This window comes from Luteimonas sp. A501 (genome assembly GCF_054052085.1).
The window spans coordinates 556,654-576,516 of sequence record NZ_JBSVRI010000002.1; the positions used below are offsets into that span (position 1 = coordinate 556,654).

At 69.8% G+C, this 19,863-nt stretch carries 18 protein-coding genes and 1 pseudogene; 3 read left to right on the top strand and 16 right to left on the bottom strand.

The window, feature by feature from the left end:
- Positions 1–129: 129 nt before the first annotated feature.
- The 3 genes from ACW7G5_RS09040 (at position 130) to ACW7G5_RS09050 (ending at position 6,941) form a co-directional block, all read left to right on the top strand.
- Positions 130–5,040: an NAD-glutamate dehydrogenase gene (locus tag ACW7G5_RS09040; RefSeq protein WP_457003751.1), complete on the top strand. Its 4,911-nt coding sequence runs from the start codon at positions 130–132 to the stop codon at positions 5,038–5,040.
- Positions 5,041–5,178: 138 nt separating this feature from the next.
- A complete protein-coding gene (locus ACW7G5_RS09045; RefSeq protein ID WP_457003752.1) occupies positions 5,179–5,961 on the top strand; it encodes an NAD kinase in 783 nt (260 codons plus the stop codon).
- Between the two features lie 71 nt (positions 5,962–6,032).
- A complete protein-coding gene (locus tag ACW7G5_RS09050) occupies positions 6,033–6,941 on the top strand; it encodes a 5'-nucleotidase (protein ID WP_457003754.1) in 909 nt (302 codons plus the stop codon).
- Here the strand turns inward: ACW7G5_RS09050 and ACW7G5_RS09055 are convergent, their stop codons facing one another.
- The 16 genes and pseudogenes from ACW7G5_RS09055 to ACW7G5_RS09130 form a co-directional block, all read right to left on the bottom strand.
- Complete coding sequence (locus ACW7G5_RS09055; protein ID WP_457003756.1) at positions 6,942–7,526, bottom strand: DUF2939 domain-containing protein; 585 nt, start codon at positions 7,524–7,526, stop codon at positions 6,942–6,944. It abuts the gene before it with no gap.
- Between the two features lie 2 nt (positions 7,527–7,528).
- Positions 7,529–8,215 (bottom strand): DUF2461 domain-containing protein, encoded by a 687-nt coding sequence (locus ACW7G5_RS09060; RefSeq protein WP_457003758.1) that lies wholly within the window; start codon positions 8,213–8,215, stop codon positions 7,529–7,531.
- 104 nt (positions 8,216–8,319) lie between these two features.
- Positions 8,320–9,762, bottom strand: a pseudogene (gene sbcB, locus ACW7G5_RS09065) (exodeoxyribonuclease I); the annotation flags it as partial.
- A gap of 91 nt (positions 9,763–9,853) precedes the next feature.
- Positions 9,854–11,224 (bottom strand): FAD-dependent oxidoreductase, encoded by a 1,371-nt coding sequence (locus ACW7G5_RS09070; protein WP_457003760.1) that lies wholly within the window; start codon positions 11,222–11,224, stop codon positions 9,854–9,856.
- Positions 11,221–12,513: a kynureninase gene (gene kynU / locus ACW7G5_RS09075; RefSeq protein WP_457003762.1), complete on the bottom strand. Its 1,293-nt coding sequence runs from the start codon at positions 12,511–12,513 to the stop codon at positions 11,221–11,223. Before kynU ends, ACW7G5_RS09070 begins: the two co-directional genes overlap by 4 nt.
- A 136-nt stretch (positions 12,514–12,649) precedes the next feature.
- The gene (locus ACW7G5_RS09080; RefSeq protein ID WP_457003764.1) at positions 12,650–13,675 is read right to left on the bottom strand and encodes an amidohydrolase family protein; all 1,026 of its coding nucleotides are present in this window, start codon (positions 13,673–13,675) and stop codon (positions 12,650–12,652) included.
- Complete coding sequence (locus ACW7G5_RS09085; protein ID WP_457003766.1) at positions 13,676–14,083, bottom strand: type II toxin-antitoxin system VapC family toxin; 408 nt, start codon at positions 14,081–14,083, stop codon at positions 13,676–13,678.
- A gap of 5 nt (positions 14,084–14,088) precedes the next feature.
- On the bottom strand, positions 14,089–14,331 hold the full coding sequence (locus ACW7G5_RS09090; RefSeq protein WP_457003767.1) for an AbrB/MazE/SpoVT family DNA-binding domain-containing protein: 243 nt from the start codon (positions 14,329–14,331) through the stop codon (positions 14,089–14,091).
- Positions 14,332–14,435: 104 nt separating this feature from the next.
- Positions 14,436–14,984 (bottom strand): 3-hydroxyanthranilate 3,4-dioxygenase, encoded by a 549-nt coding sequence (locus ACW7G5_RS09095; protein ID WP_457003769.1) that lies wholly within the window; start codon positions 14,982–14,984, stop codon positions 14,436–14,438.
- A gap of 21 nt (positions 14,985–15,005) precedes the next feature.
- Positions 15,006–15,443, bottom strand: coding sequence for a RidA family protein (locus ACW7G5_RS09100; RefSeq protein ID WP_457003771.1), 438 nt, complete (start codon positions 15,441–15,443; stop codon positions 15,006–15,008).
- A 1-nt stretch (position 15,444) separates the two neighbouring features.
- Positions 15,445–16,107: a carbonate dehydratase gene (gene can / locus ACW7G5_RS09105; RefSeq protein WP_457003772.1), complete on the bottom strand. Its 663-nt coding sequence runs from the start codon at positions 16,105–16,107 to the stop codon at positions 15,445–15,447.
- Between the two features lie 35 nt (positions 16,108–16,142).
- Positions 16,143–17,567 (bottom strand): aldehyde dehydrogenase, encoded by a 1,425-nt coding sequence (locus ACW7G5_RS09110; RefSeq protein ID WP_457003774.1) that lies wholly within the window; start codon positions 17,565–17,567, stop codon positions 16,143–16,145.
- Positions 17,568–17,598: 31 nt separating this feature from the next.
- Entirely contained in the window at positions 17,599–18,411 is an 813-nt protein-coding gene (gene nei / locus ACW7G5_RS09115; RefSeq protein WP_457003776.1) for an endonuclease VIII, read from the bottom strand.
- 4 nt (positions 18,412–18,415) lie between these two features.
- Positions 18,416–19,201 carry an SDR family oxidoreductase gene (locus ACW7G5_RS09120; RefSeq protein ID WP_457003777.1) on the bottom strand — a complete coding sequence of 262 codons (786 nt, stop codon included), beginning with the start codon at positions 19,199–19,201 and terminating at the stop codon, positions 18,416–18,418.
- A gap of 34 nt (positions 19,202–19,235) precedes the next feature.
- The gene (locus ACW7G5_RS09125) at positions 19,236–19,559 is read right to left on the bottom strand and encodes a hypothetical protein (RefSeq protein WP_457003779.1); all 324 of its coding nucleotides are present in this window, start codon (positions 19,557–19,559) and stop codon (positions 19,236–19,238) included.
- On the bottom strand, positions 19,556–19,861 hold the full coding sequence (locus tag ACW7G5_RS09130) for a hypothetical protein (protein ID WP_457003781.1): 306 nt from the start codon (positions 19,859–19,861) through the stop codon (positions 19,556–19,558). Before ACW7G5_RS09130 ends, ACW7G5_RS09125 begins: the two co-directional genes overlap by 4 nt.
- Between the last annotated feature and the right edge of the window lie 2 nt (positions 19,862–19,863).

Here is a 19,863-nt window from a genome sequence, read left to right on the forward strand (position 1 = left end):
CGTGGCGACCGCCTGCCATTGCCCGCGTACCGAGCCGATCGCCCCCACGGGTGGCGGCGCGGTGGCGGAACCCTGAAAACCTCCCGGCCCGTGCCTCGTGCGCGGGCCTCATTGCATCCGGATGACGACATGACTGTTCGCAAGAAGGCCCCCGCAATCTCCAAGACCGCCGAAGACACCAGGTCCGGCAAGGTGACCAGGGTCGGCAAGGCTGCCGGCAACGACACCGAGCGCCGCGGTCGGCCGCGTGACGGCAAGCTGCTCGACCCGGTCCTCGCCGCCGTGCGCAAGCGCGTGGGCAAGGCCGGCGGTGACGACGCGAGCGCATTCGCGGCGGCGTTCTACGAGCGCATGGGCGATGACGAGGTCGGCATGCACGAGGCCGACGGCTGGGCCGCGCTGGCGGCCGACTTCCTCGACTTCCTCGGCAAGCGCAAGCCTGGCACGGCCAGCGTCCGCCTGTTCAACCCGACCCTGGCCACGCACGGCTGGGAGACGCAGCACACCGTGCTGCAGATCGCCAACGACGACATGCCCTTCCTTGTCGACTCGGTGACCATGGCGCTCGCCGAGCTTGGGGTTGGCGTGCACGTGCTGGGCCATCCGGTGGTGTCGCTCAAGCGCGACCGCGGCGGCAAGCTGCAGGGCGTGGGCGAGGGCACGACCGAATCGCTGATGCACATGGAAATCGACCGCCAGTCGCCGGAAGGCTGCGCCCGCGTCGAGGCCGCCGTGCGCGGCGTGCTGGAGGACGTGCGCAGCATCGTCGGCGACTGGACCGCGATGCGTGCGCGCATGGAGGAGGTGGCCGAAGGCCTGTCCGACGGCCCGCTGCCGGTGTCCGACGCCGAGCGCGCCGAGATCCAGGCGTTCCTGCGCTGGGCCGCGGACAACCACTTCACCTTCTTCGGCTATCGCGAGTACGAAGTGGTCCGCAAGGGCCGCGACGACGTGTTGCAGGCGATCGACGGCAGCGGGCTGGGCCTGCTGCGCGGCCGCGACGTCGGCAAGCCGCGCCTGCTGCGCACGGTGGGCGCGCAGCGCACCGACCGCACCGTCGAGCCGTTGATCCTGACCAAGACCAACGCGCGCTCCACGATCCACCGCCCGGGCTACATGGACTACATCGGCGTGCTCGGCTTCGACCGCAGCGGCAGCAAGGCCATCAGCGAAAAGCGCTTCCTCGGCCTGTACACGTCCAGCGCCTACAACCGCCGGCCCTGGGACATCCCGATCGTGCGCGACCGCCACGAGCAGGTCATGGGCGCGTCCGGCCTGGCCGACACCGGCCACAGCGGCAAGGCGCTCAAGCACATCCTCGAGACCCTGCCGCGCGACGAGCTCTTCCAGGCCTCCAGCGGCGAGCTGCAGCGGGTCGCCAGCGGGATCCTCGGCCTGCAGGAGCGCGTGCGCAGCCGCCTGTTCCTGCGCCGCGACCACTATGGCCGCTACTACTCCGTGCTCGCCTACGTGCCGCGCGACCGCTACAACACCGAGGTGCGCCTGCGCGTCGAGGCCATGCTCAAGGACGCACTGGGTGCCGATCATGTCGACGCCAACGTCACCCTGGGCGAGTCGCCGCTTGCGCAGCTGCACATGCTGGTCCGCCCGCGCACCGGCGAGGCCATCGAGGTCGACGAGGCCGCGCTGCAGGCGCAGCTGGCGTCGATCGTGCGCAACTGGCAGGACGACCTGCGCGAGGCCCTGATCGGCGAGCACGGCGAGGCCAAGGGCCTGGCGCTGGCTTCCGGCTGGGGGCGGGCGCTGCCTGCGCCCTATATCGAACGCGCGACCCCGGCGGTCGCCGCCGCCGATGTTGCCCAGCTCGATGCCCTGGCCGGTGCCGACGACCTGCGCCTGAGCCTGCGGCGTTCCGCGCTCCAGCAGCCCGGCGAGAGCGCGCTGCGGCTCAAGCTGTATCGCGCGGACCACGACGTGCCGCTGTCGGACGTGCTGCCGATGATGGAGAACATGGGCCTGCGCGTGATCGCCGAGCACCCGCACCGGCTGCTGGGCCCGGCCACCGGCGACGCCGGCCAGCGGGTCGTGTACATCCAGGACTTCGAGGTTGAAGTGCTCGGCGGCGCTGAGCCGGACCCGGCCGCGTTCGAAGAGGCGTTCGTGCGCATCTGGCACGGCGATGCCGAAAACGACGGCTTCAATCGCCTGGTCGCCGCCGCCGGCCTCGGCTGGCGCGAGGTGTCGATGCTGCGCGGCTACTGCAAGTACCTGCTGCAGCTGGGCGTGCCGTTCTCGCAGAGCTACGTCGAAGAGACCCTGGTCCGCTATCCGCTGCTCGCGCGCGGCCTGGTGGAACTGTTCCAGGCCCGCTTCGATCCCGCCGCCGACAAGGGCCGGACGGCCGCGATGGCCGCGGCCAACGCCGCGATCAAGGGCATGCTGGAAGGCGTGGCCAGCCTCGACGAGGACCGCATCCTGCGCGGCTTCGTGGGCGTGATCGAAGCCACGCTGCGCACCAACTACTACCAGGCCGGTGCCGACGGTGCGCCGAAGGACTACATCGCCTTCAAGTTCGACTCGGCGGCCGTCCCGGACCTGCCGAAGCCGCGCCCCTACCGCGAGATCTTCGTCTGCGGCCCGCACGTCGAAGGCACCCACCTGCGCTTCGGCCCTGTGGCGCGCGGCGGCCTGCGCTGGTCGGATCGCCGCGAGGACTTCCGCACCGAGGTGCTGGGCCTGGTCAAGGCGCAGATGGTGAAGAACACGGTGATCGTGCCAGTCGGCTCCAAGGGCGGCTTCATCGTCAAGCGCCCGCCGGTGGGCGGCGACCGCGACGCCGTGCAGGCCGAAGGCATCGCCTGCTACAGGCGCTTCATCAGCGGCCTGCTGGACGTCACCGACAACCTGTCCATCGGCGGTGACATCCTGCCGCCGGCCGACGTGGTGCGCCACGACGATCCGGATCCGTACATGGTGGTCGCAGCCGACAAGGGCACCGCGACCTTCTCCGACATCGCCAACGGCATTTCCCGCGACTACGGCTACTGGCTCGACGATGCCTTCGCGTCCGGTGGCTCGGTCGGCTATGACCACAAGGGCATGGGCATCACCGCGCGCGGCGCATGGGAGTCGGTCAAGCGCCACTTCCGCGCGCTCGGCCACGACAGCCAGAAGCAGGACTTCACCGCGGTCGGCATCGGCGACATGTCCGGCGACGTGTTCGGCAACGGCATGCTGCTGTCGAAGCACATCCGCCTGGTCGCGGCCATGGACCACCGCCACGTCTTCGTCGACCCGAACCCGGATTCGGCGGTGTCGTACAAGGAGCGCCAGCGCCTGTTCAAGGTGCCGCGCTCGAGCTGGGACGACTACGACAAGGCGCTCATCAGCAAGGGCGGCGGCGTGTTCGCGCGCAGCCTGAAGTCGATCCCGGTCTCGCCGGAGATGCGCGAAGCGCTGGGCCTTGAGGAGGGCACCACGGCGATGACCCCGAACGAGCTGATGTCGGCGGTGCTGAAGGCGCCGGTCGACCTGCTGTGGAACGGCGGCATCGGCACCTACGTCAAGGGCGCGGGCGAGACCCACGCCGACGTCGGCGACCGCGGCAACAACGCCATCCGCGTCAACGGCGGCGAGCTGCGCTGCCGCATCGTGGGCGAGGGCGGCAACCTCGGCATGACCCAGCGCGGGCGCATCGAGGCCGCGCAGGCGGGCGTGCTTCTCAACACCGACTTCATCGACAACTCCGCGGGCGTGGACACCTCCGATCACGAGGTGAACATCAAGATCCTGCTGAACGCGCAGGTGCAGGCCGGCAAGCTCAAGCTCGCCGACCGCAACAAGCTGCTCAAGGCCATGACCGACGAGGTCGCCGGCCTGGTGCTCAACGACAACTACCGCCAGAACCAGGCGATCAGCCTGATGGAGCGGATGAGCGTGCCGCGCCTGGGCTCCAAGCAGCACTTCATCCGCACCCTCGAGTCGCAGGGCCTGCTCGACCGCCAGATCGAGTACCTGCCCAGCGACGCCGAAATCGCCGACCGCAAGACGCGCAACCAGGGCCTCACCCGGCCGGAGCTGGCGGTGCTGCTGTCGTACTCGAAGCTCGTGGCCTTCGAGCAGCTGCTCAATTCCGACATCCCCGAAGATCCGTACCTGTCGCGCGAGCTGCAGCGCTACTTCCCGCAGCCGCTGCAGGCGAAGTACGCCAAGGCCATGGAGCAGCACCGCCTGAAGCGCGAGATCATCGCCACCGCGGTCACCAACTCCACCATCAACCGGATGGGCGCAACCTTCCTGCTGCGCATGCAGGAGGACAGCGGGCGTACGCCGGCCGAGGTTGCCAAGGCCTATACGGTCACGCGCGAGACGCTCGAGGCGCGCTCGCTGTGGGCGCAGATCGACGCGCTCGACGGCAAGGTCCACGAGTCGGTGCAGATCGACGCCCTGCAGGTGATCTGGGCGCTGCAGCGGTCGTTCACCCGCTGGCTGCTGGCGCGGCCGGGCGCGCTGCCGACCATCACCAGCGCGGTCGACCGCTACCACGACGGCTTCCAGGCGATCCACGCCGGCGAGGACATCCTCACCGCCGCGCAGCGCCCGGCCTACGAGCAGTCGCTCGCCGACTGGCGCGCCAAGGGCGTGCCGGATGCGCTGGGCGGCCAGCTCGCGGCGCTGCCCTACCTCGAGGCCAGCCCGGACATCATCGAGCTGGCGCGCGAGCGCAAGCGCAAGCCGGTGGACGTGGCACGCGTGCATTTCCGCCTGGCCGACGCGCTCAACCTGCCGTGGCTGGTCCAGCAGATCGATTCGCTGGCGGTCGACGGCCGCTGGCACGCGGTCGCCCACGGTGCGCTGCGCGACGAACTTGCCGCCCAGCACCGCGCGCTGGTCGCGCAGGTGCTGTCGATGCCGGGGCGCGACGCCGACGCCAAGGTCGCGCAGTGGATCGGTCGCGACGACGCGGCGCTGAAGTTCACCCTGGGCATGCTCGATGAGCTGGCCGCGCAGAAGACGCTCGACTATCCGACGGCGTCGGTGGCGGTGCGCCGGCTGGGGCAGCTGGCCAGCGGCAGCTGAGGCCGTGGGCCCCTTGCCGGGGCCCCGTCCTGCCCTCCTTCCCCGCGCAGCGGGGCAGGGGGGCGATCGATGGACCTGTCTGCGCGATGGACGCGCGGACAGGCTTCACCGCGGGCGCCCGCGGGGTATGCTCCGGGCATGACCGGATCGCCGCGCATCGCCTTCCTTGCCAGCAACGCCCCGGAGGCACAGGCCGCGCTTGCGCAGTTCACCGCGCGCCACGGCCAGTGCGCGCCGGACGAGGCCGACATGATCTGTCCGCTCGGCGGCGACGGCTTCATGCTGCAGACGCTGCACCGGCACGGTGCGCTGGGCAAGCCGGTGTACGGCCTGAAGCTTGGCAGCGTCGGCTTCCTGATGAACCACTACCAGCGCGACGACGTGCTGCCCGACCTGATGGCACGGCTCGAGGCCGCCGAGCCGGCGGTGCTGCGGCCACTCGAGATGGTCGTCGCCACCGAGTCCGGCGCCAGCGTCGGTTCGCTGGCCTACAACGAAGTCTCCCTGCTGCGGCAGACGCGGCAGGCCGCGCACGTGTCGATCGAACTCAACGGGCAGGTGCGCCTGGCGGAGCTGGTCTGCGACGGCGTGATGCTGGCCACCCCGGCCGGCAGCACCGCCTACAACTATTCCGCGCACGGGCCGATCCTGCCCCTGGGCTCCAGCGTGGTCGCATTGACGCCGATCGCGCCGTTCCGCCCGCGGCGCTGGCGCGGTGCGCTGCTCAAGGCCGATACGGTGGTCCGCTTCCGCGTGCTTGATCCGTACAAGCGTCCGGTCAGTGCCACCGCCGACTCGCACGAGGTGCGCGACGTGGTCGAGGTCACCATCCAGGAGTCGCGCGAGCGCACGGTGACCCTGCTTTTCGATCCCGAGCACAACCTCGAGGAACGCATCCTGAGCGAGCAGTTCGAGACCTGAGCCGCGGCCCGGCCCGGCCCGGCTCTGCGCGCGTCTCGCGCCCTGCGACCGCCATCGCGCATACTCGCTGCATGCCTTCCGACCTGCTGCCGCCGCTGACCGTCGCCATTTCGTCCCGGGCACTGTTCGACCTGGAGGACAGCCACGCGCTGTTCGAGAGCGACGGCATCGACGCCTACGCCGAGCACCAGCGCGCCAAGGAGGACGAGATCCTCGAACCCGGCATCGCCTTCCCGCTGGTGCGCAAACTGCTGGCGTTGAACGAAGGCGCGGCCGCCGATGCGCCCAAGGTCGAGGTGATCCTGCTGTCGCGCAATTCGGCCGATACCGGCCTGCGGATCTTCAATTCCATCCAGCACCATGCGCTGTCGATCTCGCGCGCGACCTTCACCTCCGGCGAGCCGACCTGGCCTTACATCCGGCCCTTCGGCGCGCAGCTGTTCCTGTCGGCCAACCCGGATTCGGTGCGCGCAGCGCTTGAGAACGGCGTGGCCGCGGCGACCATCCTGCCGGCGAAGGCACCCGCGCACCGCCACGACCAGCTGCGCATCGCCTTCGATGGCGATGCGGTGATCTTCGGTGACGAGGGCGAGCGGGTCTCGCGCGAATCCGGCATCGAGGCCTTCCACCTCCACGAGGTCGAGCGCGCGCGCGAGCCGCTTTCTGGCGGCCCGTTCCGCGGCTTCCTCGACGCGCTGCACCACCTGCAGGCGGCGTATCCGCCGGGCGAGGCCTCGCCGATCCGCACCGCCCTGGTCACCGCGCGCTCCGCCCCGGCGCACGAACGCGTGATCCGCACGCTGCGCGAATGGGGCGTGCGCCTGGACGAGGCGCTGTTTCTCGGCGGGCGCGCCAAGGGTCCGTTCCTGGACGTGTTTGGTGCCGACATCTTCTTCGACGACTCGCTGCACAACATCGACTCGGCACGCATGCACGTAACCACCGGGCACGTGCCACACGGGGTCTCGAACGCCGGCTGATCAGCCGGCCGACGCCGCCGGCTTCGCATCATCCGGTGCCGGCAGGCGGATCTCGGACAGCCGCCAGCGCGTGCCCTGGCGCGTCAGCACCAGCACCAGTTCGCTGTGGTCATCCAGCGTGACCGTGGCCGACATGCGCGAGACCGATTCAAAGCGCAGGCGCGGGTCCGGGATCGGTTCCGGCTGCGCGCTGGTATCGGCGCGCGATGGCGGAGGGATGCCGCCGACCCGGTTCCAGACCTTGCGGCCTTCCATCAGCGCACCCAGGCCGACCGGCGTCACCATCGCGTCCACCAGTCCGCCCGCCAGGCCGGTGGCCACGGTCAGGCCAAAGGCGGCGAATGGGCCCGACTGCGCCTCGGCGCCGGCTGCGCGGACGATCCGGTCCTGCACCTGGGGCTTGAGGCTGGCGCGCAGCGCGGGGAAGTCGACGTGCCGCGCCAAGGCCCGCGCATCCTCGGTCTTCACCGCCTGGCGGATGCCTTCGATGGTGCGCCATGGACCACTGCCGACCCAGGCCAGCAGTGCCACCAGCAGCGCGGCGGTGGCCCAGGGCAGCCAGCGCAGGTCGCGTCGGGGCGCCATCGTCAGAACTCCAGGTCCAGCGCGGCGCAGAGATAGTCGATGAAGGGTGCGAGGTCGCGCAGGTCCTTCGCCAGCGTCTGCCGCAGGCGTGGTCCGGTCACGGTGGCGTCGTCGAGCGCGCGCCACGCAACGAAGCTGCGGTGCCGCAGGTCGTCGATGAATTCGAAATCGGCCGGGAAGCCGCGCGGCGGGCGCACCAGCATGTCCTCGTCGTCGAGCGCATAGCGGCGCTGGAACGCGGGCGCGTGCGCGGCGGCCTTCCAGCCGGCGGGGTTGTCGACGATGAACTGGCGGAGCTGGCGCAGCACGGGCGACTCCGGCCGCCAGATGCCGGCGCCGACAAAGCAGCCGCCCGGCTCGATGTGCAGGTAGTACAGCGGCGACGCCAGCTCCTTGCGCCGGGCATGGAACAGCCGCGCGCCCTGCCAGGTCTTGTAGGGCCGCTTGTCGTTGGCGAAGCGCGTGTCGCGCTGGATGCGGTACAGCGATCCACCCACCGTGCGCGGATCGGCGCGGAACTGCAGGCTCACTTCGGCCAGGTGGGGCTGCAGGTCGGTGATCAGCTGCTGCAGGGGCGCGCGCACGTGCGTTTCGTAGTCCTGCTTGTGCTCATGGAACCAGGGGCGCGCGTTGTTGCGCGCCAGCGCGCGCAAAAAGCGGAAGGTCTTGTCGCTGAAGTAGACGCTCATCGGTCTGCAGCGGGGCTGTCGGGTGTCGTGAAGCGGTTGCGGCTGTCGTTGCCGTTGCCGTTGCCGTTGTCGTTGCCGGTCCCGGCGAGCGTGCCCGTGGGCGCCAGGTCGGCCGCGAGCTCGCGGCCCCAGCGCTCGAGCCGGTCGAGCAGGGCCAGGCGTCCGCCGCTGCCGGCATGTTCGCCGCGCAGGCGCGCGATGTCGGCGGCATAGGCATCGAAGTCGCATTCGGACAGCCCGCTGTCGCCGCACAGGCGCCGGCGGCGGTAGTCGTCCCAGCGCAGCTGTTCGGTGGCATCAAGGGTGTCCGGCCAGTTGCGGGCGCGGTAGCGGAACAGCAGCTCCGGAAGCCGGGGGTCCTGGAAGCCGAAATCGCGCGTGCCGAGCTCCGCGGGCGGGGTGGCGCGGACCGTCGCCAGACGAGCCTTGTCGCCGTCGCCGATGAAGCCGTCGTAGAGCGCGGCGTCGACGTCGGGACGGGGTCGCTCGCCGTCGCGATCGCGGGCGAACACGCGGCGCACCTTCTCGGCAAGCGCCGGGCCGTGGGCGCGGATGCGCTCGGCACGTGCCTCGGCGATCCCGCGATCAATCCCCAGGCGTTCGAAATCCGCCGGCCGCAGGTGGTCCCACTGCACCAGCGCCGGGTACTTGTTGGTGTGGATTTCCTTCAGCGGCACGCGCGACACGCCCTCCGGCAGGTCCGCGGCGCGCACGTACAGGCGCGCTGCGATCTCCTCGGGCGACAGCGCCAAGAGATCGTCCGGTTCGGTGTCGAGGTCGTAGACGATCATCCGGCTGCCGATCTGCGGATGCAGCGCGATCGGCAGCACCGCGGCCGCGCACATCCGCGCCGCCGGGTAGCGCTGCGAGACGTGCAGCAGCGGCGTCATCGCGATCGGGTCGAGCATGCCGGCGACGTGGCGCTTGTTGCGCAGCGCCAGCGCGTATTGCCACAGCCGCGGCTGCGCCTGGCGGAACAGCCGCGCCAGCCCGATCAGCGCGCGCACGTCGGACAGCGCCTCGTGGGCGTCGCCGGTGCGCACGCCATTGGCCTCGGCCAGGTGTTCGAGCTTGAAGGAGGTCGCGCCGTCCTCGCGCACGGGCCAGGTGATGCCGTCGGGGCGCAGCGCGTGCGCCAGGCGCATCACGTCGAGCAGGTCCCAGCGGCAGTTGCCGTTGCGCCATTCGCGCTCATAGGGGTCGTGGAAATTGCGAAACAGGCCGTGGCGGACGAACTCGTCGTCGAAGCGCAGCGAGTTGTAGCCCAGCGTGCAGGTTCCGGGGCGCCCCATCTCGTCGACGATGCGGGCGAAGGCTTCGGCCTCGCCCAGCCCCGTGGCCAGCGTGTCCTGCGGCGCCAGCCCGGTGACCATCGAAGCGCCGGGCGAGGGCAGCAGGTCGCTGGCGGGACGCACCAGGAATTCGATCGGCTCGCCCAGCTCGCGCAGCTCCACGTCGGTGCGGATGGCGGCGAACTGCGCGATCCGCGTCCGCCGCGGATCGGTGCCCCAGGTTTCGAGGTCGTAGAACAGGAAGCTGTCGCTCACGCGGTCGCCCTCCGCCCCACCACAAGTTCCCTTTCACGGCCGGTCGCAGCTATAGCTGCTCCTGCAGGTCCGGTGTTGTGCGCAGGGAAAATCATGGGGTGTCCTCCAGCGGCGGCAGGAGACGCAGGATCTCGCGATCAGTCGCCTCCAGGTCCACGTCGTCCACGCGCACCAGCCCGCGGGTCGCGGCTTCGAGGATGCCGCGCTGCACCTCGCTGCGCTCCAGCGCCACCGAGTAGGGGATGCGCATGAAGGTGACCATCGCGTAGTGCGGGATGAAGCGGGTCGGGTGGCGGGCCTGCAGCGTCAGCTCCAGCTCGCGCTGCAGCAGATAGTCGGCGTCGTCGACCAGGTCGCGCATCTCTATGTAGTTGTCGAGCGCCATGCGCTGGATAGCGGTGGCGTCGGGCATTCGCTCGGCCTCGAAGGCGGCGTAGGCCGCTGCGAGGTCCGGTGAGGCATCAAGCTGCGTCGCAAGCGCCACGCAGTCCTCGAAGGCGCAGTTCATGCCCTGGCCGTGGAAGGGCACCATCGCGTGCGCGGCATCGCCGATCAGCACCGCGTCACCGCCCACGTGCCAACGGTCCAGGTACAGGGTGCCCAGGCTTCCGATCGGGTTGGCTTCGAAGTCGTGGCCGAGCTCGGGGATCAGGGGCAGGGTGTCGGCGAAGTCGCGCTCGAACAGGGCGCGCGCGCCGGCGGCATCGACCACGGTCTCGAAGCTCGGATCGCCGTGGCCTTCGTCCTCCATTGCCATGAACAGGGTGACGGTGAACGTGCGTTCGTCGTTGGGCAGGGCGATGCACATGTAGCGGCCGCGCGGCCAGATGTGGAGCGCGTTGGGCTCGATGCGGAAGTCGCCGCCAGTGGAGGGCGGGATCTCCAGCTCCTTGTAGCCGTGGCCGAGCCATTCGGTGCGCTCGCCGAGGTCGCCGTGCTGCTGCATCTGGGCACGCAGCGTGGAGCCGGCGCCGTCGCATCCGATCAGGGTGTTGAATCCCACGCGATGCAGTTCGCCGCCGCCGCGGTAGAAGGCGCGTCGCGCAGTGAAATCCACGGCCTCGAGGCGGCGGTCGAAGTGCAGCCTGGCGCCGGCGGCCTCGGCCGCGTTGATCAGGGTGATGTTGAGCTCGCCGCGGCTGACCGACCAGATCACTTCGCTGTCGTCGCGGCCATAGCGCTGCAGCTGCGGCGTTCCCTCGAGCGGATGCACCATGCGTCCGCGCATCATCACCGCCTGCGCGAGCACGTCGCGGTCGGCGTCGGCGGCGCGCAGCGCGTGCAGGCCGCGCTCGGCCAGGGCCAGGTTGATCGAACGCCCGCCGGCAAAGCCGTGCACGCGCGGGTCGCCGCGGCTTTCGTAGACCTCGACCTTCCAGCCGCGCTGGGCGAGCAGGGTGGCCATCAGCGCGCCGGCGAGCCCGGCGCCGACGATGGTGGCTTCGCGCGTGTCCCCGCTCATGCCTTGCCCTCGCGCCAGGCCTCGGCGGCGCGCACGAAGCGCAGCACGTCGGCGTGGCTGTTGTACATCGGCGCTGGCGAAATCCGGATCACGTCGGGCTCGCGCCAGTCACCCAGCACGCCCTGCGTCGACAGCGACTCGAACAGCGAGCGCCCGGCCTCGCGACCTCGCAGTCCGCGACCCTCGAGCACCCGCAGGGAAAGCTGGGCGCCGCGCTGCGCGGGATCCCGCGGGGTGACGATATCCAGCGATCCGGCCAGCCGCTGCTCGATCAGCGTTTCCAGGTAGCCGGTCAGCGACCGCGACTTCGTGCGCAGCGCATCCATCCCGATGCGGTCGAACAGCTCCAGCGAGCCGCGCAGCGGCGCCAGGCCGAGGATCGGCGGATTGCTCAGCTGCCAGCCGTCGGCGCCGGGCGTCGGCTCGAAATTCGGCTCCATGCGAAAGCGCGTGGCCTCCTCGTGTCCCCACCAGCCGGCGAAGCGCGGGCGCGCGGTGCGCGCGTGCCGCGCATGCACGAAGCAGCCGGCCACCGCGCCGGGACCGGCGTTCATGTATTTGTAGTGGCACCAGACCGCGAAGTCCGGGCCGTCGTCGTGCAGGCGCAGCGCCAGGTTGCCGGCGGCATGCGCGTGGTCGAAGCCCACCATCGCGCCGGCGGCATGCCCCAGGCGCGTGATCTCCGCGACGTCGAAGGCCTGGCCGCTGCGGTACTGCACGCCCGGCCACAGCACCAGCGCCAGCCGCGGCCCGTGCGCCTCGATGGCGCGCGCGATCGCCTCCATCGAGAACGTGCCTTCGGGCTGGTCGGCCTCGAGTTCGATCAGGTCCGTCGCCGGATCGAAGCCGTGGAAGCGGACCTGCGATTCCAGCGCATAGCGGTCGGACGGGAACGCACCGGCCTCCATCAGGATCGCCGGCCGCTCGCGCGTGGGCCGGTAGAAGCTGACCATCATGAAATGCAGGTTGGCGGTCAGCGAGTTCATCGCCACCACTTCTTCCGGCTCCGCGCCCACCACCCGCGCCAGCGGCTCGCGCAGCAGCGCGTGGTAGGGCATCCACTGCGTGGTCCCGGTGAAATGCGCCTCCACCGCTTCCGCCGCCCACTTGTCGAGCACATCGACCACGTGCGCCCGCGCCGAACGCGGCTGCAGCCCCAACGAGTTGCCGCAGAAATACGCCTGCTCGCGACCTTCGTGGTGTGGGAGGTGGTACTCCGCGCGCAGCCCGCGGAGCGGGTCAGTCTCGTCGAGCGCGGCGGCGTGTTGGTCGGTGTGCTGGTCGGTCATGGGAAAGCCTTTTTTGCCACGGATCTACGCGGATGAACGCGGATAGGGCAAAAGCAGATGGATGGAAGGCGCATTTCAAAAAGTCTTTTCGCTTGATCCGCGTTTATCCGCGTAGATCCGTGGCCAAAAACGCTCTTCATGCAAACCTGGACCGTGACAAGCCCAGCCACTCCAGCGCGGTGCCGTTGTAGAGGCGGGCCTGGCCGGCATCGTCGAGGTCGAGGGCGTCGATGCCGGCGCCGGGTTGCTGCTCGCCGAGCGGGAAGGGGTAGTCGGTGCCCAGCATCACACGGTCGACGCCGCAGGTTTCGATCAGGTATTCGAGCGCGCGGCGGTCGGCGACCCAGGAGTCGAAGTACAGGCGCGAGAGGTATTCGCGCGGGTTGCGCGGGTTGTCGGTGGCCACCAGGTCCGGGCGCATGTTGAAGCCGTGCTCGATGCGGCCGATGGTGTAGGGGAAGCTGCCGCCGCCGTGCGCCATGCAGATCTTCAGCTTCGGCAGGCGTTCCAGCACGCCGCCGAACACCAGCGAACACGCCGCGCGCGACTGTTCGGCGGGCATGCCCACCAGCCACGGCAGCCAGTATTTGGGCATGGTGTCGGTGCCCATCATGTCCCAGGGGTGCACCAAAATCGCGGCGCCAAGTTCGGCGGCGGCTTCGAAGAACGGGAACAGCTCCGGCGCGTCGAGGTTCCAGTGGCGGCCATCCGACAGCTGGATGTGCGAGCCGATCTGCACGCCCTGCAGGCCGAGTTCGTCCATGCAGCGTTCAAGCTCCTGCACCGCCAGCCGCGGCGACTGCAGCGGCACTGTGCCGATGCCGGCGTAGTGGCGTGGATGCGCGCGGCAGGTTTCGGCCATGTGGTCGTTGAGCGCCTGGTGCAGCTCCAGCGCCTGGTTGGGTTTGGCCCAGTAGCTGAACATGACGGGCACGGTGCTGATCACCTGAACCTGCACGCCAAAGCGCGCGTAGTCGTCGATGCGCTCCTGCGCGTCCCAGGTCTTCGACCAGATCTCGCGGAAGAAGCGCCCGTCCTTGTAGATGCGGTGGCGGCCGTCGTCGGTGTGATGGATGACGGGGAAGCGGTCGTCGCCGTACTTGCGGGCGAGGTCCGGCCAGTCGCGGGGAAGGTAATGGGCGTGGATGTCGATCTTGAGCATTCAGACACTCTCCGGTGCGATCAGCTTCACCGTCGGGAAATGGTCGCGGTATCGGCGCACGTCGCGGGTGAGGATGCCGCAGCCCGCGACTGCGGCATGGGCACCGATGAAGAAATCGGCCAGCACATTGTGCCGCGAGCCGCCGCGACGCCGATAGCGGACGAAGGCCCTGCCGGCGAGGAACAGCGCCGGCCGCGGGATCTCCTGCAGTGCGACGCCCAAGCCGGCAATTGCCGCGTCGAGCGCGTCGGGTGATTCGAAGGCCAGCGAAAGCTCGGCGTAGATGACGGGGTTGATGGTGAGCGTACGCAACTGGGACTGCGCCCGAAGCTGGCCGACAGACCAGTCCGCCCAATCAGGATCATCCTCGAGGACGTCGATCAGGACATTGGTGTCGACCAGGATCACGCGGCTCAGTCGCGCAGCAGGGCCATGAGCTCGTCGGTGCGCCACTTCACCTGTGCCGTGCCGCGAGCCGCTTCGAAGCGATCGGGTCGCGTTCGCCGGCCCGGCCGGTCGCCACCGGCTTTGCGCACCACGACTTCGCCGTCGCGGTTGACCACGAACTCCACCTGGCTTCCAGGCGTGAGATCAAGGGCGTCGCGCAGGCGCTTGGGGATGGTGACCTGGCCCTTGACGGTGATCGTGGTGTCCATGGCTGGCTCGGTATTACTTTGATTGCGAAGGTAATACCATGCTGGATGGCGGTGGCGCAAGCCGCGGGGCCAGCATGGACCGGGGTCAGCTACTTGTCCGAAGTTCAGGTGATGTCCGCTTGCGAGTCCGCCTGCATCTCATACCGCGTCGGCCTCGGGTTGAGATGGCCGCAGGCCTTGCAGGTGCGCAGTGCATCGCTGCGGTAGAAATTCTCGAATACGCGGAAGAAGTCCTGTTCGATGTCCTCGAGGTGGAAGAACTCCTCGTAGACCTTCTCGTTGCAGGCCTCGCAGAACCACATCAGGCCGTCGTCCTCGTGCGCCAGGCGGCGGCGCTCGATCACCAGACCGATGGATCCTTCGGCGCGCTGCGGCGAGTGCGGCACGCGCGGCGGCAGCAGGAAGGTCTCGCCGGCGCGGATCGGCACGTCGCGCACCTTCCCGTCCTCCTGGATGCGCAGCACCATCTCGCCTTCGAGCTGGTGGAACCACTCCGGGCCTTCTTCCCAGTGGTAGTCGGTGCGCGCGTTCGGGCCGCCGACCACCATCACGATGAAGTCGCCGTCGTAGATGCACTTGTTGCCCACCGGCGGCTTCAGCAGGTGGCGGTTGTCATCGATCCATTTCTGGAAGTTCAGCGGTGCGGGAATCATGGTCGGTCTCCCGTGGAGGCTTCAGTCGCGCAGTGGCGGCAGGGCCGCCACGCACTTCAGCTCGATCGCGATCGGCGTCGGCAGCGCGGTGATGCCCAGCGTGGTGCGGCAGGGCGCGCTGGCGAGGTCCGGGAAGTGTTCGGCCCAGGCCGCGTTGTAGGCCTTGAAGTCGCGCGCCATGTCGGTGAGGTAGACGGTCACGTCGACCAGGTCCTCCCAGCGCGCGCCGCTGGCCTCGAGCACCGCGCGGACGTTGGCGAACACGGCGCGGGCCTGTGCGGTGATGTCGTAGTCGCGCACGCGACCGTCGGCGAAGTAGTCGTTGCCGGGAATCGCGTCGGTGGCCGGGTCGCGCGGACCGATGCCGGACAGGAACAGCAGCCCGCCCACGCGGCGTGCGTGCGGGTAGGCGCCGACCGGCTTCGGCGCGGTGTCGGTACGAACGACGCGCTCGCCCACCTCAGCGGTCCTCCCGGTCGTCGCGGATGCGCTCCAGCGCCGGCTCGTATTGCTCCGGCAACGCCGCGGCCGAGTCGATCGACAGGCCGAGGTCGTGCACCCGGCCGTTGCGCAGCGAGTACACCCAGGCGTGCACCGCGAGCTTCTGCCCGCGCGCCCAGGCCTCGCGGACCACGGTCGATTCGCAGACGTTGATCATCTGCTCCAGCGCGTTGAGTTCGCACAGGCGGTCGTGGCGGATGCCGTCGTCGTCGATCGCCTCGACGATGGCGCGGTGCTTGTGCTTGACGTCCTTGACGTGGCGGATCCAGTTGTCGGCCAGGCCCACGCGCTCGCTTGTGAGCGCTGCACCCACGCCGGCACAGCCGTAGTGGCCGACGATCAGGATGTGCTCGACCTCGAGCACGTCGATGGCGTACTGGATCACCGACAGGCAGTTGAGGTCGGTATGCACCACGACGTTCGCGACGTTGCGGTGCACGAAGACCTCGCCCGGGTTCATGTCGATGATCTGGTTGGCCGGCACGCGCGAGTCGGAGCAACCGATCCACAGGTACTTCGGCTTCTGGATCTTCGACAGCCGGGTGAAGAAGCCGGGGTCCTCGGCCTCGACGCGTTCGGCCCAGATTCGGTTGCGTTCGAGGAGGTCGTGCAGTCTGTACATGGGAATCCGTGGGGGCGGGGAAGTGGGGACGATGCTCAGGTCGCGATGCAGATGTTGCGCGGTTCGGTGAAGAAGCGCATGGCGTCCAGGCCGCCTTCGCGGCCGAGGCCGGACTGGCCCATGCCGCCGAACGGCGTGCGCAGGTCGCGCACCAGCCAGGCGTTGATCCAGACGATGCCCGCACGCAGCTGCGCGCCGAAGCGGTGCGCGCGGGCCAGGTCGCGGGTCCAGACCGAGGCCGCCAGGCCGTAGTCGCCGGCATTGGCCAGCGCCAGTGCGTGGTCGTCGTCGTCGAAGGGCTGCAGGGTGGCGACGGGCCCGAAGATCTCTTCGCGGTTGCTGGCGCGGCCGGGACCCAGGCCTTCGATCACCGTGGGCGCCACGAACCAGCCCGGACGCTCCAGCGCCACCCCGCCACACAGCAGCTGGCCGCCCTCGTCCCGGGCGCGCGTGATCGCGGCGACCACCTTGTCGAAGTGCGCCTGCGAAACCAGCGGCCCGAAGTCTGCGTCGCTGTCCATGGGATCACCCGGTCGCAGCGCCAGCGCGCGCGCCACGAAGGCTTCGCGGAACTCGGCGTACACCGTGCGTTCGACCAGGATGCGGGAGCCGCACAGGCAGATCTGGCCACTGTTCTGGAACGCGGAGCGGACGATGGTGTCGAGGTGGTCGCGCCAGTCGCTGTCGGCGAAGACCAGGGTCGGGTTCTTGCCTCCGAGCTCCAGCGACACCTTCTTCAGCAGCGGCCCGGCGATACCGGCGATGCGCTTGCCGACCGCAGTGCTGCCGGTGAAGGAGATCGCCTTGACCGCGGCGTGGCGGACGATCGCTTCGCCGACTTCGGGACCGCCGCCGTGGATCACGTTGAGCACGCCGGGCGGCAACCCGACTTCGAGCGCCAGTTCGCCGAGCATGGTCGCGGTCGCCGGCGTGACCTCGGACGGCTTTGCGACCACGGTGTTGCCCGCGGCCAGCGCCGGCGCGATCTTCCAGGTGAAGAGGTACAGCGGCAGGTTCCAGGGCGAGATCGTCCCGACCACGCCCAAGGCCTGGCGCAGGGTGTAGTTCAGGCCGGCTTCGCCGTGGTGCGATTCGCTGGAGAACTGCGTGGCCGCGTGGGCGAAGAAGCGCAGGTTGGACACTGCTCGCGGGATCTCCGCGTCGCGGGCCAAGGCGAAGGGCTTGCCGCCATCGCGGGCCTCGGCATGGGCGAAGTCGTCGGTGCGCGCCTCAAGGGCCGCCGCCAGACGTTCCAGGTGCTGCGAACGTTCGCTGTTGCGTAGCCCGGACCAGGCGGGGAAGGCCTCCATAGCCGCGTCAACCGCCGCGTCTACATCGCCTGAATCACCGTCCGCTACTTCGGCATACGCCTGTCCGGTGGCTGGATCGAATACGTCGCGCCAGCGACCGCTGGCGGTGTCTCGGGTCCTGCCGCCTATGACGTGTGGATAGCGTCGCATCCCGCAAGCTTACCTGCGGCGGCCCGGGTCGTCAGGCCTGGCAGGCTTGGCAGAGGTAGAGCCGGCGCGATCCCGCGCTCATACGTTCGATCGCGGCGCCGCAGGCGGGACAGGGCTGGCCGTCGCGGCCGAAGACCTGGAAGCGATAGGCGTCCGGCGTATCGGTGAGGTAGTCGTCGCGCATGCGGTCGGCCGGTGCGATGCCGCGGGTGGCGTAGCTCAGCCGCGGGATCTCGATCAGCGCCTGTGCCAGGCGTGCGCTGGTCGTGGCGTCGAGATCCTTCGGCCGTCGCTCCGGCCGCAGCCCGGCGACGAACAGCACCTCCGAGCGCAGGTAGTTGCCCATGCCGGCAAGGAAGCCCTGGTCGAGCAGCAGCCCACCCAGCGCACGGCCGCGGAAGGCCGGCGACCGCAGGCGCGCGGCCACCGCGGCGGCGTCCAGCGCAGGGTCGAGCACGTCGGGGCCGAGCCCCTGCAGGAAGGGATGCGATTCGACCTCGTCGCTGCGCCACATCGAGACGTCGGATGCGGAGTACAGCAGGATCGCGCTCCCGGCCGTTTCCAGGGCCACGCGCAGCGAGCGCTTGCCCTCCGGGCGCTCGCCTGCGTTTGCGACTTTCCAGACGCCGTACAGCTGGTTGTGGCTGTACAGCGTCCAGCCGTGATCGAAGCGGGTGAGCAGTGCCTTGCCGCGCGCTGTGATCGACTCGATGCGATGGCCGACCAGTTCGCGCTCGAAGCGCTTCAGCTCGGGGAACGCGAACTCAACGCGGACCAGCGGTTCACCGACCGCCGCCGCGGCGAGGCGGTCGGCGGCACGGCGGATCTCCGGGCCTTCGGGCACGGCCTCAGATCGAGGCCATGCGCCCGCCGTCCACCGCCAGGCTGACGCCGTTGACGTAGGCCGCGGCCGGCGAGCACAGGAAGGCGATGACGCCGCCGGTCTCGTCGGCGGTGGCGAAGCGGCGAGCCGGGATCGCGGCCTCCATGTCGCGGCGGATGTCGTCCTCGCTGCGGCCTTCCTTGCCCGCGCGGTCGCTGATGATCTGGCGGATGCGCCCGGTTTCGGTGAAGCCCGGCAGCACGTTGTTGACGGTGATGCCGTCGGGCGCGAGTTCGCGCGACAGGGTCTTGGCCCAGGAAGCCACCGCGCCGCGGGTCGTGTTGGACACGCCCAGGCCCGCGATCGGCTCGCGCACCGAGGTCGAGACGACGTTGACGATGCGCCCCCAGCGCGCCCCGCGCATGCCCGGCAGCACCGCCTGCAGCAGCACCTGGTTGGCGAGCAGGTGGCGACGGAAGGCCTCCTCGAAGGCCGCCAGCGACGCGTCGGCCAGCGGGCCGCCCGGCGGACCACCGGTGTTGTTGACCAGGATGTGCACCGGGCGCCGGGCGACCACCGAGGCCACGGCCTTTTGCAGGCCGTCGGTGTCCGCGCTGTCGGCCACGACCAGGCGGTGTTCGCGGCCGTCGCCCGCGGCGAGCCCGTCGATCACCTCGCGCAGCGCTTCTTCGCGGCGGGACAGCACGGTGACACTCGCGCCAAGCGCGGCCAGTTCAAGTGCGGTGGCGCGGCCGATGCCTTCCGAAGCGCCGCAGACCAGGGCATGACGCCCCTTGAGATCGAGATCCATGCTGTCCTCCATTGAAGCCGTGGGGTTGTGCTGGTCAGGCCTTTCCGCCGCGCAGCGTCTGCACCATGCCGGCCTGCAGGACGGTGTCGTCATCGCCCTTCGGTGGCGCGAGTTCGTCGAGCATGAAGCCGCGTTCGGCCGCGTCGGCCTCGTCGATGCCCTCCAGGGCCACGAACTCGGCGTCGAGCAGCATCGCGCGCGCAGTGTCCTCGCTTTCATAGACCAGGGTGTTGCCATCGCTGTCGAGGACTTCGGCGGTGCCGGCCTCGCGCACGCGCAGCCGCGCCCAGATCACGATCCGGCCGAGGCTCGCCAGCCACCATTCGTCGCGCTGCGCCGTGTCCATCGGGCCGGTCATGACAGCGCCACCGACCACAGCCACATGATGGCGGCGCCGCCCAGGCCGAAGATCACCGTCGACAGCGCGATGCGCGCCGGCGTGGCCAGGCCGGTGAAGGTCGGGTCGCGGGTGTCGCGGTACCCGCCTCCCAGCAGCCACCACATCACGGCAGGTTTCAGGAAAGCGCCGTCGCCGAGGCGTTCGCGCACGTCCGGGTGGCGATCGCGCAGGTGCACCAGCGACAGCGGCCAGAAGATGATGTACGCGCAGGCGCCGGCGATGGCGATGCCGACGAAGCACAGGGCAAGGAACAGCAGCACGG

Excerpts from the sequence above, each read along its gene's own strand:
- ACW7G5_RS09125 (WP_457003779.1), bottom strand. The coding sequence starts at position 19,559 with ATGACCGGCCCGATGGACACGGCGCAGCGCGACGAATGGTGGCTGGCG.
- can (WP_457003772.1), bottom strand. The coding sequence starts at position 16,107 with ATGTACAGACTGCACGACCTCCTCGAACGCAACCGAATCTGGGCCGAA.
- kynU (WP_457003762.1), bottom strand. The coding sequence starts at position 12,513 with ATGACCGACCAGCACACCGACCAACACGCCGCCGCGCTCGACGAGACT.
- ACW7G5_RS09045 (WP_457003752.1), top strand. The coding sequence starts at position 5,179 with ATGACCGGATCGCCGCGCATCGCCTTCCTTGCCAGCAACGCCCCGGAG.
- ACW7G5_RS09060 (WP_457003758.1), bottom strand. The coding sequence starts at position 8,215 with ATGAGCGTCTACTTCAGCGACAAGACCTTCCGCTTTTTGCGCGCGCTG.
- ACW7G5_RS09095 (WP_457003769.1), bottom strand. The coding sequence starts at position 14,984 with ATGATTCCCGCACCGCTGAACTTCCAGAAATGGATCGATGACAACCGC.
- ACW7G5_RS09050 (WP_457003754.1), top strand. The coding sequence starts at position 6,033 with ATGCCTTCCGACCTGCTGCCGCCGCTGACCGTCGCCATTTCGTCCCGG.
- ACW7G5_RS09120 (WP_457003777.1), bottom strand. The coding sequence starts at position 19,201 with ATGGATCTCGATCTCAAGGGGCGTCATGCCCTGGTCTGCGGCGCTTCG.
- ACW7G5_RS09070 (WP_457003760.1), bottom strand. The coding sequence starts at position 11,224 with ATGAGCGGGGACACGCGCGAAGCCACCATCGTCGGCGCCGGGCTCGCC.
- ACW7G5_RS09110 (WP_457003774.1), bottom strand. The coding sequence starts at position 17,567 with ATGCGACGCTATCCACACGTCATAGGCGGCAGGACCCGAGACACCGCC.
- ACW7G5_RS09090 (WP_457003767.1), bottom strand. The coding sequence starts at position 14,331 with ATGGACACCACGATCACCGTCAAGGGCCAGGTCACCATCCCCAAGCGC.
- ACW7G5_RS09080 (WP_457003764.1), bottom strand. The coding sequence starts at position 13,675 with ATGCTCAAGATCGACATCCACGCCCATTACCTTCCCCGCGACTGGCCG.
- ACW7G5_RS09040 (WP_457003751.1), top strand. The coding sequence starts at position 130 with ATGACTGTTCGCAAGAAGGCCCCCGCAATCTCCAAGACCGCCGAAGAC.
- ACW7G5_RS09055 (WP_457003756.1), bottom strand. The coding sequence starts at position 7,526 with ATGGCGCCCCGACGCGACCTGCGCTGGCTGCCCTGGGCCACCGCCGCG.